The organism is Nocardia sp. MDA0666, assembly GCF_003023875.1.
Taxonomy (GTDB): domain Bacteria; phylum Actinomycetota; class Actinomycetes; order Mycobacteriales; family Mycobacteriaceae; genus Nocardia; species Nocardia aobensis.
In genome coordinates this window covers 34,210-49,430 of record NZ_PYHT01000024.1, presented here as the reverse complement: position 1 = coordinate 49,430, position 15,221 = coordinate 34,210, and the positions used below count along the sequence as shown (strand labels likewise).

Sequence of the window (15,221 nt, the reverse complement as noted above, 5' to 3'; positions counted from 1 at the left end):
GCCACTGCGGCGTCGGCGCGAAAAGATCAGCGCGCGTTCACAATCCGTTGCGCAGGAAGTCGATCACGGCACGCTCGAACGCGTCCTTGCGCTCGACCTGGACCCAATGCCCGCAGCGAGAGAAGATCCGCAGATCGGCGCGCGGCAGCTGGCGGGCGGGCAGCAGTGCGCCTTCCACCGGTGTCACCCGGTCGTCGCGGCCCCACAGCATCAGCACCTCGTGCTGGATCGCCCGCAGGCGCGCCCACAGCGGAACCGGATCGGCGAAGGCCGGGTTGTAGAAGGTGGCGTAGGCGTCGGCGAGCGCCTTGGTCCGGCGCGGATCCGAGGCCGCGGCGGTACGGGCCGCGATCAGCTCCTCGGTGAGCACCGCCTGATCGAAGACCATCGTCTTCAACCAGTCCACCGCCCGCTCCGGAGTGGGATCGGCATTGAAGTCCAGCAGGCGCCGAATCCCTTCCGACGGTTCGGGTCCCAGAATGTTGACGCCCACACCGCCCGGCGCCATCAGCACCAGCCGATCCGCGCGCCCGGGATGTTCGGCGGCCAGCAGGGTCGCCACCGCACCGCCCATCGAATTGCCGAGCAGATGAGCGCTGCCGATGCCGAGCTCGTCCAGCAGACCCAGGACCGCGTCGACGGCGATCCGCAGATAGTTGCGGTCGTAGGTTTCGGGCCGTTCGCTGGCGCCGAACCCGGGCTGGTCGAGGACCAGGCAGCGGAAGTGCGGAGCCAGCGCCTCGAGATTGGCGCCGAAATTGGCCCAGCCCGAGACTCCGGCGCCGGAACCGTGCAACAGCACCAGCGGCGCACCGGAACCCGCCTCGTGATAGCGCAGTTTCACGCCGTCGACGGTGACCCAGCGGGTGGTGTCCTCGGCAGTGAAACCCATCAGACCATCCGTTCTGTGACCTCGACGCCCATCTCACCCTGACCGTACATCGCCAGCGCGCGCTCGACGTCGTTGATCACATGCGCGTTGCCGGCGTGGGCGTCGCGCCAGTTGCGTTCGATCACATTGGGTTTGCGGATCGAGTGGCCGCCGGAGTTTTCGAACAGCAGATCGATCGCGTAGATCGCGCGTTCGGTACCGCGCACCTGGTCGCGGCGGGTCCGCAAGCGCAGCTCGTACGGAATCTCCTCGCCCGCTTCGGCGTAGCGCAGCTGCTCGCTGATGTTGCGTTCCTGCTGCAGGATGGCGGCGTCGATCTCCGAGGCCGCACGCGCGATCCGCACCTGCGCGAACGGATCATCGGCCACCTTCTGCCCGCCGTAGGACAGCCGGACGCGCTCACGCTGGCGCTGCAGATGCGATTCGTAGGCACCCTGCGCGGCACCGATGATCGGCGCGGTGATGGTGTTGGAGAACACGCTGGCGAACGAGATCCGGTACAGCGCAGCGGTGTTCACCTCCTGGCCGGGCCCCACCAGCGCGGACTGATCGGCGGCGCTGTACGCGCGATAGGCGGGGATGAACGCCTTCTCGACGATGATGTCGTTACTTCCGGTGCCCGACAGGCCCGACACGTGCCAGACATCTTCGATGCGGTAGTCGGCGCGCGGAACCAGCACCGTCAGGTAATCGGCTCCCCCCTTGTCGTTCGGCACCACCGCGCCGAGGAACGCCCAGTCGGCGTGGTCGCAGCCGGAGGAGAAGCTCCACCGTCCGCTCATCTCGAAGCCGCCGTCGACGGGAGTCAGCTTGCCGGTGGGTGCGTACGACGAGGAGACCAGGGTGTCGGGATCCTCACCCCACACATCCTGCTGGGCCCGCGGGTCGAACAGCGCCAGCTGCCACGGATGCGCACCCAGCACGGACGACACCCACGCCGTCGACGGGCAGACGGTCGCGATCGCGCGAATCACCTCGTAGAAGGCGACCGGCGACTCCTCCGCACCACCGAAGCGGCTCGGCTGCAACATCCGGAACACGCCCGCCTCGGTCAGCTCGCGGATCGTCTCGGCGGGCACCCGCCGCTCCTGCTCGGCCGTCACCGCCCGTTCCCCGATCGCCGGGAGCAGGTCCCGCACCCGATCGAGCACCTTGTTCGCCATTGCCGGTGTTCCTCCCTGCCTCTGCGCTGTCACGCACTGGGTCGATGCCTCGACGGTAGGGGCGGGTGGGAGCACCAGGCCCGAGAAGTCCCGATCATCGGAATGCGGGGGCCGAGACCCCGCCGGAGCGAAGCACGGGCCGAAAACACCTCTCCACTCAGCGAAACGCCGCGCCCGCTGACCGGGACTTCGCGCGGGCACCCTGCAATCCACTCGTCATGGTGTGTGAACGGCGTCACGTTCTTGGGTGGCGCACGCGAGGAGGAAGAGTCGATGCGGGTCCTGATCACCGGAGTCACCACACCCACCGGTCGCGCGGTGGCGCGCATGCTGGCGGCCGCCGGGCACGACGTCGTCGGAGCCGACCGGGTTCGGCACCGGTATGTGGATCCGCGGATCGAGGTGCATATCGCCGATCCGGGCAGTGCCGGCGCCTACCGCGGCATCGTCGACGGCTGCGACGTGGTGCTGGACGTGTCGGACGGACCGGTCGCTGCGGTGGCCGCCGCGGCGCAGGAGGCCGGCGCCCGGCTCGTCGTGCTCGCCTCGCCCGAGCGGGAGAACCTGGCGCGTACGGCCGTCGCGGCAACCGGCGCGCGGGCGTTGCTGGTTCGTCCCGCCCCGGTGGCCGGCCGGCGCACCGAGGGCAGCCGCCCGGTGGTCCGGACCCTGCTGAATGCGGGCGGCTCGCAGCGCATTCCGCTGGTGCACACCGACGATGTGGAACGCTTCCTGGTGCTCGCGGCGACCTCCGACCGCACCGGCGTGGTGGATCTCGTTGCGCCCGAGCTCGTTTCCGGCTCGCAGGCGCGGGCGATGCTGCGCAAGGCCGGTCTGCGGATTCCGCCTCGCGTCCCCGGCGCCGGCGGCGTTCGCCTTCCCGATCTCGATCCCGCCGCCGCACAGGGTGATTGGGATTTCCGCTACGGCTGGACCGGTCCCGAAGTGGTCGAGGACCTCGTGCGCGGACTGGTCGGCCGCCGCCCGCACGGCACCGGCTTCCGCGCCCGCCGCGGCGCGATCCCGTTGACCGACTATGTGATTCCCGCGCGCGCGAAGACGTCCGACGGGCATCCGCTGGAGGTCGCCGCCCCCGAGGGCCTGGAGGGCGAATTCGACGACCGCGTCGATCCGCGCATCCCGGTGCACACCGCCACCAACACCTCCGAGGCTCTGCCGGGTCCGATGAGCCCGCTCACCATCGACCTGCAGGCCGGGGCGATCCGGCTCGCCAACGCCGCGATGGGCCATATGATCGCCCTGGACGGCATCGCCCTCGAGCATTGGACCAGCCGCGTCACCTCGGTGCTCGGCCACCACATCTTCATCAACGCCTCGATCGGCGTCCTCGCCGCGGACAATATGCCGGGCTGGGACGAGGACAGCATCCGCCGCGATGTGTACGGCGCCATTCCGCCCGAGGTCCCGTTGCAGCCCAAGGGCCGTCCGCCGATGCCGACCGGACTGGGTAGCACGTGGGGTACGGCCAAGGCCACCGGCCGGGTGCTGGCGACGGCACTGCGCTTCGGCGCCACCACCGAAACGATCAACGCCGCCTCACATCGAGAGGCGCTGTCCCGCACCGACATCGAGAAGCTGTCCGACGCGCAGCTGCACGCAAGGGCACTGCTGTGGCGGGATCGGCTCAATCAGTCCTGGGCGGCGGCCTCGATCGGCGTCATGCTGGTCGGCGCCGCGACGGCCATGCACGCACGGGGCAAGGACGACCCGGACGTGCCGATCGACGTGAACCGCCTCGAATCGGCGCGACCGATGCTGGCGGTGGAACGGCTGGCCGCGGTCTGCCGCGAGGAGCCCGCCGTTCACGAGGCCGCCCGGGCGGGCGATGTCGCCCTGGCGCGCAGCCGCTCGGCCCGCTTCGCACAGGCCCTGGATGCCGAGCTGGCGGTGGTCGGCCACCGCGGACCGGGAGAATGCGAATTCCTCAACCCGACCTTCGGCGACCGCCCCGAACTGCTGGTCACCGCCGCCGCCCGGGCCGCCGAACTCCCGGCGCCGAAGCGCGACGCGGTTCCCGAGCCGACCGCGCGCACCGCGCGGATGGCCGTCGGCGCCACGGTCTCGCGGGAACGCGTCCGCGATGCGGTGGTGCGCTACACGAACTGCCTGCGCATGGCGGCCCGCGAGCTGGCGGCGCGACTGGTCGATCGGCACGAACTCAACAATGTCGACGATGCCTGGTTCCTGACGCTCGACGAATTGCTCTGGGCCCCGGCGGATCTGAAGGACCGTGTGGCACGCCGGCGCGAGGAGCGGGTGCGACTGCAGGCGGTGCGGATGCCGGATCTGGTGGTCGGCCGCTGGGAACCGCAGCCGATTTCGGGGGCGCTCGCGGTCGGCGAGAGCCTCACCGGAACCGGAGTGAGCGCCGGGGTCGTGGAGGGCACCGTGAAATTGGTGCTGAGCTCCGACGACGATATCGAGCCCGGCGACATCCTGGTCGCCTCGGTCACCGACACCGGCCACACCGCGATGTTCGCCTACGCCGCCGCGGTGGTCACCGATATCGGCGGCTCGGCCTCGCATGCGGCGATCGTGGCCCGCGAGTTCGGCATTCCGTGCGTGGTGGACACCAAGACCGCCAGCACCGGGCTGTCCGACGGCCAGCGGGTGCGGGTCGACGGCGCCGCCGGAACCGTCACGCTGCTGGCCGACGCGCAGGCCTGAGGCTCGCCGATTCGACGCCGCGCAAAGGTATCCGCGGCTCAGACGTGGTCCGTCGTCGATCCGGCGGACCTCGAGGAAAGGAACACCACCCGTGCCGATTTCGCATGTCCTGCGGGGGTCGGTGGCCGGTCTGGCCGCCGCGCTCATCGCCGTCCTGCCCGCCGCGACCACCCCGGCATTCGCCGCACCACCACTGGCCCATACCGCGCCGGCCACCTCGGATCAGCAACAGTCCCTGGGCATTTCCGCTCCCAACGCCCGCGATATCGGTGGCTATCCGACACAGCACGGGGGCGGGAAGATCCGGTTCGGCCTGGTCTACCGCTCCGATGCGCTCAACCGGCTGACCCCCGCCGATCAGCAGAAGCTGGCCTCGCTGCAGATCGGCAAGGCCATCGACTTCCGGAGCCCGAACGAGATGAAGGCCGCCCCGGATCAGCTGCCCTCGTCGATTCCCTACAGCGCGCAGTCGATCTGGGATCCGAACAACGACTTCTATGTCATGGTGTCGAGCACCATCGCCGGCGGACCGCAGGTGCAGCAGGACAAGCTCGGTGACGGGAAGGCCGCGCAGATCATGCGCGATTACTACCGCTGGCTGGTCACCGACGGTGCGGCGCGAGCCCAGTTCTCCGCGGCGCTGAAGGAGATCGCGAGTTCCCCGAATGCGGTGCTCTATCACTGCACCTCGGGTAAGGACCGCACCGGCTGGATGACGGCGATCCTGATGTCGGCCCTGGATGTGCCCAAGGGCCAGATCTACAAGGATTATCTGGCGTCGAACGACTATCTGGCCGCGAGCAACAAGGCACAGATGGATGCGCTGGTGCAGCGCGGCCTGGTCACCGATCCGTCGTTGTTCGCGCCGATTCTGGGCGTGCAGGCCGATTATCTGGACGCCTCCTTCGACCAGGTCCGCCAGTCGTACGGATCCTTCGATCGGTTCCTGTCGGACGGCCTGGGTGTGGACTCCGGGACGGTCGACGCCCTGAAGGCCAAGTTGCTCGACAAGCCGGGCCGCTGAGCCCATCGGCATCCGACCACCGGCACGCCGCGCTCACCGTCGAGCGCGGCGTGCCGCCGAGGAGAGGCAGACCATGCCGGTTCATTCGGTGACGCCGCGCTCGTCGACCGAGATCACCCGTTACGACCTGGATACCGACGTACTGGTCGTCGGCTACGGATGTGCGGGGGCCGCAGCGGCATTCGAGGCTGCGCGCACGGGCGCCCGGGTGCTGGTGCTCGATCGCGCGGGCGGTCCGGGCGGCTCGTCGGCGATGTCGGGCGGTGAGATCTACCTCGGCGGCGGCACCCCGATCCAAACCGCCTGCGGATTCGACGACACCCCCGCCGATATGGCCGCCTACCTGACCGCCGCCCTCGGCCCCGGCGCCGACTCCGCGAAGATCACCGACTACTGCGAGCACAGCGTCGAGCATTTCCACTGGTTGGTCGACCGCGGTGTGCCGTTCAAACCGTCGCTCTGGGACGCCCCGGCCTGGGTGCCGCCCACCGACGACGGCCTGATGTGGCTCGGCGAGAACAGCTGGCCCTTCACCGAGATCGCCCGGCCCGCCCCGCGCGGACATCGGCCCACCGCCAACGACTTCGGCGGCCGCCTGCTGATGCAGTGCCTCACCGCCGCGACCGAATCGGCCGGCGTGACAACACTTTTCGACACCGCCGCCACCGCGCTGATCCTCGCCGGCGACGGCGCCGTCACCGGTGTGGTCGCCCGGCAGTACGGCCGGGAGCTGACGATTCGTGTCCGGCGCGGCTGCGTCCTCACCACGGGCGGGTTCGTCGACAACGACGAGATGCTCGCCGCGCACGCCCCGCTGCTGCTCGGCCATACCAAGGTCAGCGCCGGTACCGACGACGGCAGCGGCATCCGGATGGCCCAGGCGGCGGGTGCGGCGGTGCGGCACATGGCGACGGGGCAGGTGGGAATCTCCCTGATTCCCGGATTGGCCGCGCGCGGAATTCTGGTGAACGACAAGGGACAGCGCTTCGTCAACGAGGACACCTACCCGGGCCGCATCGGCCAGGCGGCGCTGTTCACGCAGGGCATGCGGGTGTGGGTGGTGGTCGACGAGGAAGCGTTCGAGGCCGTGCCGGAAGAACAACGCTGGGGTGTGCAGCCGACCCATATGGCCGAAACGGCAGACGAACTCGGCGCGGCGATGGACCTGCCGCCGGGCGCGCTGGCCGCGACGCTGCACCGCTACAACGAATTCGCCGCCGCCGGAACGGATCCCGACAGGCACAAGGCAGCGCGGTGGTTACGCCCGCTGCGTACCCCGCTGGCGGCCATCGATGTGCGCGCCGGGATCCGCCCGCCCGCCGAAGCCGGCGACCGTCGCGGCACCGGTGCGTCGGTGTTCACGCTCGGCGGACTGCACACCGACGCGCACGGCCGGGTCCTGGATATCGACGGCGCCGCCATGCCCGGACTGTTCGCCGCCGGTCGCGCGGCGGTCAATCTGCACGGGCAGGGCTATATCAGCGGGACGTCGCTCGGCGACGGAACGTTCTTCGGTCGGCGCGCGGGAATCGCTGCGGCACAGGATTAGTCGCAGGCGATGGACCGGTGCCTGTCGCGGCACCGGTCTACGCGTGTTCCGCCGCGACGATGACCTCGTGCCGATTGCTCCGGTGCGAGCGACGGTATTCGCTCGGTGACACACCCACCTCGCGGCCGAAGTGGGCGCGCAGATTCGCCGCACTGCCGAGGCCACAGCGTTCGGCCACCACGTCGACGGCGAAGTCGGTGGTTTCCAGCAACTCTCGGGCCCGGATGATGCGCTGGGTGAGCAGCCAGCGCAGTGGTGTCGTACCCAGTTCGGCATGAAACCGGCGGGCCAGCGTCCGCTCGCTGAGTCCGCTGTGCCGGGCCAGATCGCCGACGGTCAGCACGGTGTCGAGCCGGGTGAGCGCCCACTGCAGGGTCGCGGCCACGCCCGGATCGGCGGCGTCGAGCGGCACCGGATTCCGCAGATACTGCGCCTGCCCGCCCGCGCGATGCGGCGGCACCACCAGCCCGCGCGCGGCGGCATTGGCGACGCGGGAGCCGAGGTCCTTGCGGATCAGGTGAATACAGAGATCCATCCCGGCCATGGTTCCCGCACTGGTGAGAATCCGCCCGTCGTCGATGTAGAGCACGCTCGCATCGACATCGAGGTGTGGATACCGTTCCAGCAGCGCCGGGACATGTTTCCAATGCGTGGTCATGCGGCGGCCGTCGAGCAGGCCGGCCGCCGCGAGAACGAAGGCGCCCGAACACAATGCGGCGATGCGCGCCCCCGCCTCGTAGGCCGCGCGCACCGCCGCCACCAGTTCGGCGGGCGGGTCCTCGCGCACATTCGGAGTCGCGGGTACGACGACGGTGTCGGCGGCGATCAGATCGTCGTAGTCGTAATCGGTCAACGTGACGAACGGGTCGCGCAGCGTCGCGTGCCGGGTGCCGCGAGGGCCGCACAGCCGCAGCCGATACCAGTGCTCGGCATCGACGCCGGGCGGCGGTTCGAAGAACACCTGGTACGGGATCGCGACCTCGAACACCGGCTGGCCCGGCGCCACCGCGACCGCCACCGTTCCGGGTTGTCCGGATTCGCACACCATGTCCGCAGTCATGTCAGAAATCTAGCGCATATTGGCTCTTCTGCCACTCGATCTCGCGATCCGGCGGCTGAATAGTTGCATTCATGACTCTTACGGCCAATGCTCGCGCGGATACGCCGCTCACCGAATCGCCGCGGCGGTGGCGGATTCTGGCGGTGGCGAGCGTCGCGCAATTCCTCGCGATCCTCGACCTCTTCGCGGTCACCGTCGCCTTCCCGACCCTGCAGACCTCGTTCGCCGGCGCCTCCCCGAACACGGTGTCCTGGGTGCTCAACGCCTACACGATCGTGATGGCCGCGCTGCTGGTCCCCGCGGGCCGTCTCGCCGACGACACCGGCCGCCGGCGTGGATTCCTCATCGGCATCACGCTTTTCGGCGTGGCCTCGATCGGCTGCGCGGTCGCGCCGACACTGATCGTGTTGATCACCGCGCGGGTCGTGCAGGCCGCGGCGGCGGCGCTGCTGGTTCCCACCGGCCTCGGACTGGTGCTGCCCTCCTTCGACGTGCGAGAACATCCGACGGTGATGGGCATTTGGACCGCGATCGCCGCGGCGGGCGCCAGCAGCGGCCCGGTGATCGGCGGCCTGCTGCTCGAGTGGGGCTGGCGCTGGATCTTCTGGCTGAACGTGCCGATCACGCTGGCGGCGCTCGCTTTCGGTTCGCGGGTACTGCCCGACATCCGGGCGCGCGTGCGGCGCCGGCTCGATCTGCTCGGCGCCGCACTGATTCTCGGCGCCACCGCGGCGTTGACCACCGTCTTCGTGCAGGGCGCGGCGTGGGGATACGGGTCGGCGGCCACGCTGGGCACACTGGCCGCAGCGATCGCGCTCGCGGCGGCGTTCACCTACCACGTGCGCCACCACGCCGATCCGGTGGTGAGTCCGGCGGTGCTGCGGCACACCATGTTTCGCATCGCCACCCTCGGCGTGTTCTGCTACTACCTGGCCTTCGCGGCCCTCTTGCTCTCGGGCACCCTGTACCTCACCGCGCAATGGCATTACTCCGAGTTGCGGGCCAGCCTCGGTATCGCACCGATTCCGATCAGCTGCCTGCTGGTGTCACCACTGTCCGGCCGCGTGGTCGCTCGTATCGGCGCCCGTGCCTCGGCGCGCTGGGTGGGCTCGCCATCGCGGCGGGCGCGGGGTGGTGGATCGCCCTGAGCGGTTGCGGCGCATCGTATCCGCTGGTTTTCCTGCCGGGAGCCGTACTCGCGGGCGTCAGTACGGCCCTGCTGCAACCGCCGCTGTTCGGCGCATCGTCGCTGCTGCCGCCGGATCAGTTGTCTCTGGGCTCGGGCACGCTGATGATGGCACGTCAGACCGCGTCGGCACTCGGCGTCGCCGTGCTGACCGCGATCCTCAGCCGCACCGCGGGCTACGACCTCACCGATTTCCGCGCCGGCTGGCTCTATATGGCGGCCATGGGATTGCTGGCGGCGGCCGCCGGATGGGCGTTCCGTCCGCGGGCATGACCGGATCCGACAGTGATCCGTCGTTGCGGTCGCTACCCGGTAACCCAGAGGATGGGAGGCATGTCATCGAAGCATCGTGTGGTTATCGCGGCCTTTCCGGACGTGGATCTGCTCGACGTCACCGGGCCGGCGGAGGTGTTCGCACTAGCCAATCGGGAGAGCGGCGGTAGCGCCGACTACGAGGTGTTACTAGCCGGACCGGATCGAGGTGTGGTGCGCACCTCGGCCGGTATCCGGATACTCACCGATCTGGCCTTCGACGACATCGGCACGGGCATCGACACTCTCATCGTGCCGGGCGCGGTGGATCCGGCCCCGTCCGGCCCGGTCGCGCGAATCGACGACACCGTGGTGCGCTGGCTGCGCGAGGTCGCGCCGCGCACCGGCCGGATCGCGTCGGTGTGTGTGGGTGCGCATCTGCTGGCGGCCGCCGGACTGCTGGACGGGAGGACGGCCACCACCCATTGGTCGACGGCCGGACAGCTGGCCGCGGAGCATCCACGGGTCGTGGTGGATCCGGATCCGATCTTCGTGCGCTCGGGCCGGGTGTGGACCGGCGCGGGCATCAGCGCCTGCCTGGATCTGGCCATGGCACTGGTCGCCGACGACCACGGTGAGGACCTGGCGTTGTCGGTCGCCCGGCAACTCGTCGTCTATCTGCGCCGGCAGGGCGGCCAGAGTCAGTTCAGCGTACCGCTGAGCCGTCCGGCACCGGCCCGCCGCGATATCGAACAACTGCGCACCTACATCGCGGAGAATCTCGACGCCGATCTGTCCGCCGCCGCCCTGGCGAGCCGGATGTGCCTGAGTGAACGGCATTTCGCGCGCGTATTCCGGCAGGAGATGGGGCTCACCGTAGCCGCCTACGTCGAAGCCGCACGCGTCGAGTCGGCGCGACGGTTACTGGAAACCAGCGACTTCCCGCTCTCGCGCGTCGCCCGGTCCGCCGGACTGGGCTCGGTGGAGACCCTGCACCGGGCGTTCCTGCGGCGGCTGGGCACCAACCCCGGCGCGTACCGCCGGCGGTTCCGCACCTCCGCCTGATCTCACCCGCCACGACCGGACCGGGCGCCTGCCCGGTCCGGCGCTCACCCCCGCCCGAAACACCCTGTCCACCGAGGAAAGAAGGTAACCATGTCCGCCGCCACTCCCGTTCAACCGCGGTTACCACCCCACCGTCGTCGCCGAGGCCTGCGCCACCCGCGCCCTGGCCGGCCCGGACGGAACACCCTTGTCGGCGGATGCGGTGCACGCGGCGGCCCTGACCACGATCAGCGATCTGTTCGGTCGCATCGCCCCCACGGTCGCGAGCCTGACCGACTGACATCATGGACAGATGACGATCGGGACGGTGAAATTCTTCCGGCCGGAGAAGGGCTGGGGTGCGATAGCCGCGACGGAACTGCCGGACGGCTGCGACGCCTGGGTGCATTTCAGCGCGATCGAGGGGGAAGGTTTCCGGTCGCTCGACGCGGGTGAGCGGGTGGAGTTCGACTACGAGTCCGCACAGCAGGACAGTTTTCGATACCGCGCCACCCGGGTGCGCCGCATCGACCGGGCCGATGACCACAGGTCGGCTGGGACCTAGCCAGGGCTGAGTCCCGGCCAGCCGTAGTTCGGGCGGCCCGCAGCAGCGCCGGCGCGAGCCATCGGTGGCGCGGGCGGGGTGACGACCGGGTTCTGAGCGCCGAGTTGGCGGCGCATCTCGTCCATGTCGAGCCAGCGAATCTGCTGGATGACCTCTTCCAGCTGGGCGGCGGTCTGGAAGCCCGGATGGGAGTAGACGAGCAGGCCCTCGCGGAAGGCAGCGAGGGTCGGCAGGCTGCTGATCTGGGCGGCGGCGGTCAGGGCCTGCTCCGCCTCGGTGTCGACGGTGGCGTGCACGATCTCCGGGTGCGCGGCGGCGGAGTCGGCGAAGATCGGGGCGAAGCGGGTGCACCAACCGCACCAGGAGGCCCAGAAGTCGACGAGCACGATCGCATGGGTCGCGATCACCTGCTCGAAGTTCTGCTGGGTCAACGGTTGGGTGGGCATGGGTTCCTCCCGGCGTCGGCCATCGTCGAGTCCGGATTCTCCCACGGATCGCCGGTCACAGCAGGGCTCGACCGGGCGGCGTCCGTCGAGCGCTGTCGGACGGCGGCCCGGCTGGGTATCGTGGAGTCATGGGTATGGGCGACCACCCGCAACGAACACCGCTCTACGGCGTGGTGCTGCTGTTGGGCGTTCTGATCCTGGGTATCTGGGTGCACGAGCTGCCGTATGCCGGCCTGCAGGTCCTGGCCTACATCCTGCTCGTCATGATTGCGGCACCCGCCTTCGTGATGACCTTCCGCGACTATTCGCGGTGAGGGTATTCACTACCCGGTGACCAGGGCGTACCGCAACATCGTCAGCTCCTCGGCCGTCAGCCCGTGCTCGCGTAGCCAGCGGGCGGCACCGCCGTGGTCACGCCGCAGGTCGTCGAGGAACCGCAGCATCACGGCCGCTTCGACGGCCAGAATTCCGGTACTCGTCGGCGGCAGCCCGGAATAGGAGTTCAGCGCGTCGAGCCGGTTGCGTACCCGCGTCATCCGCTCGTTGGTGAGGGCATAGTCCGCCGCGATCACCTCCGGCGCCACCCCCACCGCATCGAGCAGAACCGCTGCGAGCACTCCGGTGCGGTCCTTACCAGCCGCGCAATGGAATACGACCGCCTGCCGGTCGGCATCGGCGATCAGCCGCGCCGCGGCGACGATCTCCTCCGGACTGCCGGCGAGCAGCTGTCCGTACAGCTGTGCCAGGTCCACGCGCGTCTTGTCCGGCACCAGATCCCGTGCGGCCAGCGAGGATTGCGCCGATTTGCGGACCGGCAGATTCACCTTCTCGATCGCCGTCGCGGCCAGCAGGCCGTACCCTTCCCGTTCCACCTCGTCGGGCAGCCGCAGGTCGATCAGGGTACGCATCCCGACCGAGCCCAGCAGCAGCGCCACATCCGCCTCGGTCGCCTGCTGCAGGGTGCTCGACCGCAGCGCCACGCCGAATCGGGTCGTACCGCCGTCGTCGACCGGCAGTCCGCCGAGATCGCGGACGTTGTCGATTTCCTCGAAGTCGACCCAGCGCCGGGTCGCGTCGAATTCCTGGGCGATCGGATTACTCGGCACGGCCGGCCGCCGCTTCGTCGGCACGGCTGAGCCCGCACAGCCCGATCAAGTCTTCGTGCAGTTCGAACCACACGGTGTGATAGCTGTCCATGATCGGCCGCGCCACCCAGGCGTGATCACCGCCGGCGATCCGCTCGACGGCCGTCTCCAGCCGCTCGCGGTATCGGGCCAGTCGCGGTGCGATCGATCCCAGCCGCTCGGCCAGGGGCCGCACCCGGGTGTGCAGTTCGGTGAGCCGGTCCAGCACCGCCGCATCGTATTCGGCGTCGCCGTGGTCGTTGGGTGTGGCCGCGTCCTTCATCTGCCACGCGGTCACGATCTCCTTCAGCTCGGCGTTGACCACGCAGAAGTCCTCGTAGGCGGCGGCCATCGCGGCGGTGTCGACCTCCCCGCGCTCGGCGGACAGCAACTCGCCCAGGCGATGTCGCCCGTCGGGCGTCAGCCGCACACCCGCGGGGGTGTCGGCGCACAATCCGCCGGCCACCAGGTCCGCACACCGTGCGCTCACCTCGTCCGCGTCGCCGCCCAGGCTGGCGGCCACCGCGTCACCGCGCACCCGGCCCTTCACCCCGATCAGGCGCAGCAGTTCCAGCTCGCTCACGGTTCGGGCAACCGACTGTGCCACAACGACTTCCGCATCGCCGGCGAGGGCTCCCGCGAGGTCATCGGGCGCCACCCCCGCCCATTCGGCGAGTCTGCGCACATCGTCGAGGACCGCGCCGTCCACGTCTGCACCGGCGACCTCGCCCGCCCACACCACACCGGTGCCGCCGTCGACCGTGACACTGCGTCCCGCGAGCGCGTCCACGACACCCGGGCCGCATCCGACGACACACGGCCGCCCGAGTTCCCGGCTCACCAGTGCCGCATGCGAGGTGGTGCCACCCAATTCGGTGACCACCGCGCGGGCCGCGATCATGCCGGGCAGATCATCGGGACTGGTCGTCGGCCGGACCAGGACGACGTTCTCGCCCGCCGCCGCGCGCGCCTCCGCCTCGTCAGGATCGGTGACCACGACACCGAAAGCCAGTCCCGGGCAAGCGGATTCACCGCGGGCCAGCGCTTCGCCCGCGTCCGCCGCCGTGGTCGCGGGCTGCAGGACGGCGCGAATCTGGTCGGCCCCGACCCGCTGCAGCGCCTCCGCCGCGGTGATCAGGCCTTCCTCCGCCATCGCGACCGCGGCTCGCACCGCCGCCCGCGCCGAACGCTTCGCCGGACGCGACTGCAGCATCCACAGCGTGCCGGATTCGACGGTGAATTCGATGTCCTGGATATCACGCCCGTCGCGTTCGAGCAGTGCCGCGGCGGCGATCAGCCGATCGTGCACCTGGGGCTGGGTGGCGGCGAGGTCGCTCAGCGGGCGCGGCGTGGTGCGGCCCGACACCACGTCCTCGCCCTGCCCGCCGACCAGCCATTCGCCGTAGGCCGGACCGTCGCCGGTATTGGGGTTGCGGCTGAACAGCACGCCCGTCCCGGACGCGTCGTCGAGATTGCCGAACACCATCGCCTGCACGGTGACCGCGGTGCCGAGGTCGTCGGACACGCCACGATTGCGCCGATACGCCTTGGCGCGCACCGAATCCCACGACCGGAACACCGCGGTGATCGCCGCGCGCAGCTGTTCCCACGGGTCCGCCGGCACCACGCCGTCGGGTGACTGCAGCACCGTCTCGCGATACTGCGCCCGGAAACGCCGATGGGTGTCGGCGGCATAGTCGGCGCTGCCGGTCGCCGCGGCGAGCGCCTGTTCGACGCCGTCGTTGATGCCGAGGTTGAGAACGGTGTCCATCATGCCGGGCATGCTCACGGCCGCGCCCGAACGCACGGAGACCAGCAGCGGCCGGCGGATCGAGCCGAAGGTGCGGCCGGTGCCGTGCTCGAGCATGGCGACGCCGTCGCAGACCGCCCGCCAGATGTCGTCGGCGATCGTGCCGCGCTCGGTGAAATCACGCCACGCGTCGGTGGTCAGCACGAACGCCGGCGGCACCGGCAGCCCGAGCCCGCGCATGTGGTTGATACTCCAGGCCTTGCCACCGATCCGGTCCCGCGACAGCGGGCAGTTGCCGTCCAGTCCGACGACGGTTTCCGATCGTTGGGCCAGCTCCGCACCCGCGGTCATGTCACTCCTTCGGTCCATCCATCGGGGCATCGAACCCCCTGCCGCCCCGGTCATCCTTCGAGAGTGCCGCCCGGGCGTCCTCGGCCAGTAGCGATGGTCCCGCTGAGCGGATGCGGGAACCGCCGTC

At 70.0% G+C, this 15,221-nt stretch carries 14 protein-coding genes; 8 read left to right on the top strand and 6 right to left on the bottom strand.

Translation table 11 applies throughout. From position 1 onward, the window contains the following. Window positions 1-37 precede the first annotated feature (37 nt). Together C8258_RS26360 and hsaA are read right to left on the bottom strand one after the other, a co-directional pair. Window positions 38-892 carry an alpha/beta fold hydrolase gene (locus C8258_RS26360; protein ID WP_106957469.1) on the bottom strand — a complete coding sequence of 285 codons (855 nt, stop codon included), beginning with the start codon at window positions 890-892 and terminating at the stop codon, window positions 38-40. After that, on the bottom strand, window positions 892-2,055 hold the full coding sequence (gene hsaA, locus C8258_RS26355; protein ID WP_106957468.1) for a 3-hydroxy-9,10-secoandrosta-1,3,5(10)-triene-9,17-dione monooxygenase oxygenase subunit: 1,164 nt from the start codon (window positions 2,053-2,055) through the stop codon (window positions 892-894). The genes C8258_RS26360 and hsaA overlap by 1 nt, the downstream gene beginning before the upstream one ends. Window positions 2,056-2,328: 273 nt before the next feature. Between hsaA and C8258_RS33375 the strand changes: the two genes are divergently transcribed. From C8258_RS33375 to C8258_RS26340, 3 genes are all read left to right on the top strand, one after another. Next, window positions 2,329-4,743, top strand: coding sequence for a PEP-utilizing enzyme (locus tag C8258_RS33375; protein ID WP_146161339.1), 2,415 nt, complete (start codon window positions 2,329-2,331; stop codon window positions 4,741-4,743). 91 nt (window positions 4,744-4,834) lie between these two features. Further along, window positions 4,835-5,767: a tyrosine-protein phosphatase gene (locus C8258_RS26345; RefSeq protein ID WP_233225354.1), complete on the top strand. Its 933-nt coding sequence runs from the start codon at window positions 4,835-4,837 to the stop codon at window positions 5,765-5,767. Window positions 5,768-5,840: 73 nt separating this feature from the next. Next, on the top strand, window positions 5,841-7,316 hold the full coding sequence (locus C8258_RS26340) for an FAD-dependent oxidoreductase (protein ID WP_106957465.1): 1,476 nt from the start codon (window positions 5,841-5,843) through the stop codon (window positions 7,314-7,316). Between the two features lie 37 nt (window positions 7,317-7,353). Here the strand turns inward: C8258_RS26340 and C8258_RS26335 are convergent, their stop codons facing one another. After that, window positions 7,354-8,376: a GlxA family transcriptional regulator gene (locus C8258_RS26335; RefSeq protein WP_233225353.1), complete on the bottom strand. Its 1,023-nt coding sequence runs from the start codon at window positions 8,374-8,376 to the stop codon at window positions 7,354-7,356. Window positions 8,377-8,447: 71 nt separating this feature from the next. Here C8258_RS26335 and C8258_RS26330 point away from each other — a divergent pair, with 71 nt between their 5' ends. The 4 genes from C8258_RS26330 (at window position 8,448) to C8258_RS26315 (ending at window position 11,423) form a co-directional block, all read left to right on the top strand. Continuing rightward, window positions 8,448-9,524, top strand: a complete 1,077-nt coding sequence (locus tag C8258_RS26330) for an MFS transporter (protein ID WP_199195867.1) — start codon at window positions 8,448-8,450, stop codon at window positions 9,522-9,524. 143 nt (window positions 9,525-9,667) lie between these two features. Next, window positions 9,668-9,835, top strand: coding sequence for a hypothetical protein (locus C8258_RS32990; protein ID WP_199195866.1), 168 nt, complete (start codon window positions 9,668-9,670; stop codon window positions 9,833-9,835). A gap of 60 nt (window positions 9,836-9,895) precedes the next feature. Beyond that, window positions 9,896-10,879, top strand: coding sequence for a GlxA family transcriptional regulator (locus C8258_RS26325; RefSeq protein ID WP_106957503.1), 984 nt, complete (start codon window positions 9,896-9,898; stop codon window positions 10,877-10,879). 292 nt (window positions 10,880-11,171) lie between these two features. Then, window positions 11,172-11,423, top strand: coding sequence for a cold-shock protein (locus C8258_RS26315; protein WP_106957464.1), 252 nt, complete (start codon window positions 11,172-11,174; stop codon window positions 11,421-11,423). On the opposite strand, the gene C8258_RS26310 is transcribed toward C8258_RS26315, so the two are convergent. Next, on the bottom strand, window positions 11,420-11,869 hold the full coding sequence (locus C8258_RS26310; protein WP_106957463.1) for a co-chaperone YbbN: 450 nt from the start codon (window positions 11,867-11,869) through the stop codon (window positions 11,420-11,422). The two genes, C8258_RS26315 and C8258_RS26310, sit on opposite strands and share 4 nt — an antisense overlap. Before the next feature lie 128 nt (window positions 11,870-11,997). Between C8258_RS26310 and C8258_RS26305 the strand changes: the two genes are divergently transcribed. Continuing rightward, the gene (locus C8258_RS26305) at window positions 11,998-12,183 is read left to right on the top strand and encodes a hypothetical protein (RefSeq protein ID WP_106957462.1); all 186 of its coding nucleotides are present in this window, start codon (window positions 11,998-12,000) and stop codon (window positions 12,181-12,183) included. A 9-nt stretch (window positions 12,184-12,192) separates the two neighbouring features. Here the strand turns inward: C8258_RS26305 and C8258_RS26300 are convergent, their stop codons facing one another. Then, complete coding sequence (locus C8258_RS26300) at window positions 12,193-12,975, bottom strand: tyrosine-protein phosphatase (RefSeq protein ID WP_158271316.1); 783 nt, start codon at window positions 12,973-12,975, stop codon at window positions 12,193-12,195. Next, window positions 12,965-15,094, bottom strand: a complete 2,130-nt coding sequence (locus tag C8258_RS26295; RefSeq protein WP_106957460.1) for a pyruvate, phosphate dikinase — start codon at window positions 15,092-15,094, stop codon at window positions 12,965-12,967. Before C8258_RS26295 ends, C8258_RS26300 begins: the two co-directional genes overlap by 11 nt. Window positions 15,095-15,221 lie beyond the last annotated feature (127 nt).

What these genes read in the sequence shown, in the direction of transcription:
- C8258_RS26335 (WP_233225353.1), bottom strand. Translation starts at nt 8,376, where the DNA reads ATGACTGCGGACATGGTGTGCGAATCCGGACAACCCGGAACGGTGGCG.
- C8258_RS26325 (WP_106957503.1), top strand. Translation starts at nt 9,896, where the DNA reads ATGTCATCGAAGCATCGTGTGGTTATCGCGGCCTTTCCGGACGTGGAT.
- C8258_RS26330 (WP_199195867.1), top strand. Translation starts at nt 8,448, where the DNA reads ATGACTCTTACGGCCAATGCTCGCGCGGATACGCCGCTCACCGAATCG.
- C8258_RS26340 (WP_106957465.1), top strand. Translation starts at nt 5,841, where the DNA reads ATGCCGGTTCATTCGGTGACGCCGCGCTCGTCGACCGAGATCACCCGT.
- C8258_RS26310 (WP_106957463.1), bottom strand. Translation starts at nt 11,869, where the DNA reads ATGCCCACCCAACCGTTGACCCAGCAGAACTTCGAGCAGGTGATCGCG.
- C8258_RS26305 (WP_106957462.1), top strand. Translation starts at nt 11,998, where the DNA reads ATGGGTATGGGCGACCACCCGCAACGAACACCGCTCTACGGCGTGGTG.
- C8258_RS33375 (WP_146161339.1), top strand. Translation starts at nt 2,329, where the DNA reads ATGCGGGTCCTGATCACCGGAGTCACCACACCCACCGGTCGCGCGGTG.
- C8258_RS26360 (WP_106957469.1), bottom strand. Translation starts at nt 892, where the DNA reads ATGGGTTTCACTGCCGAGGACACCACCCGCTGGGTCACCGTCGACGGC.
- C8258_RS32990 (WP_199195866.1), top strand. Translation starts at nt 9,668, where the DNA reads ATGATGGCACGTCAGACCGCGTCGGCACTCGGCGTCGCCGTGCTGACC.
- C8258_RS26295 (WP_106957460.1), bottom strand. Translation starts at nt 15,094, where the DNA reads ATGACCGCGGGTGCGGAGCTGGCCCAACGATCGGAAACCGTCGTCGGA.
- hsaA (WP_106957468.1), bottom strand. Translation starts at nt 2,055, where the DNA reads ATGGCGAACAAGGTGCTCGATCGGGTGCGGGACCTGCTCCCGGCGATC.
- C8258_RS26315 (WP_106957464.1), top strand. Translation starts at nt 11,172, where the DNA reads ATGACGATCGGGACGGTGAAATTCTTCCGGCCGGAGAAGGGCTGGGGT.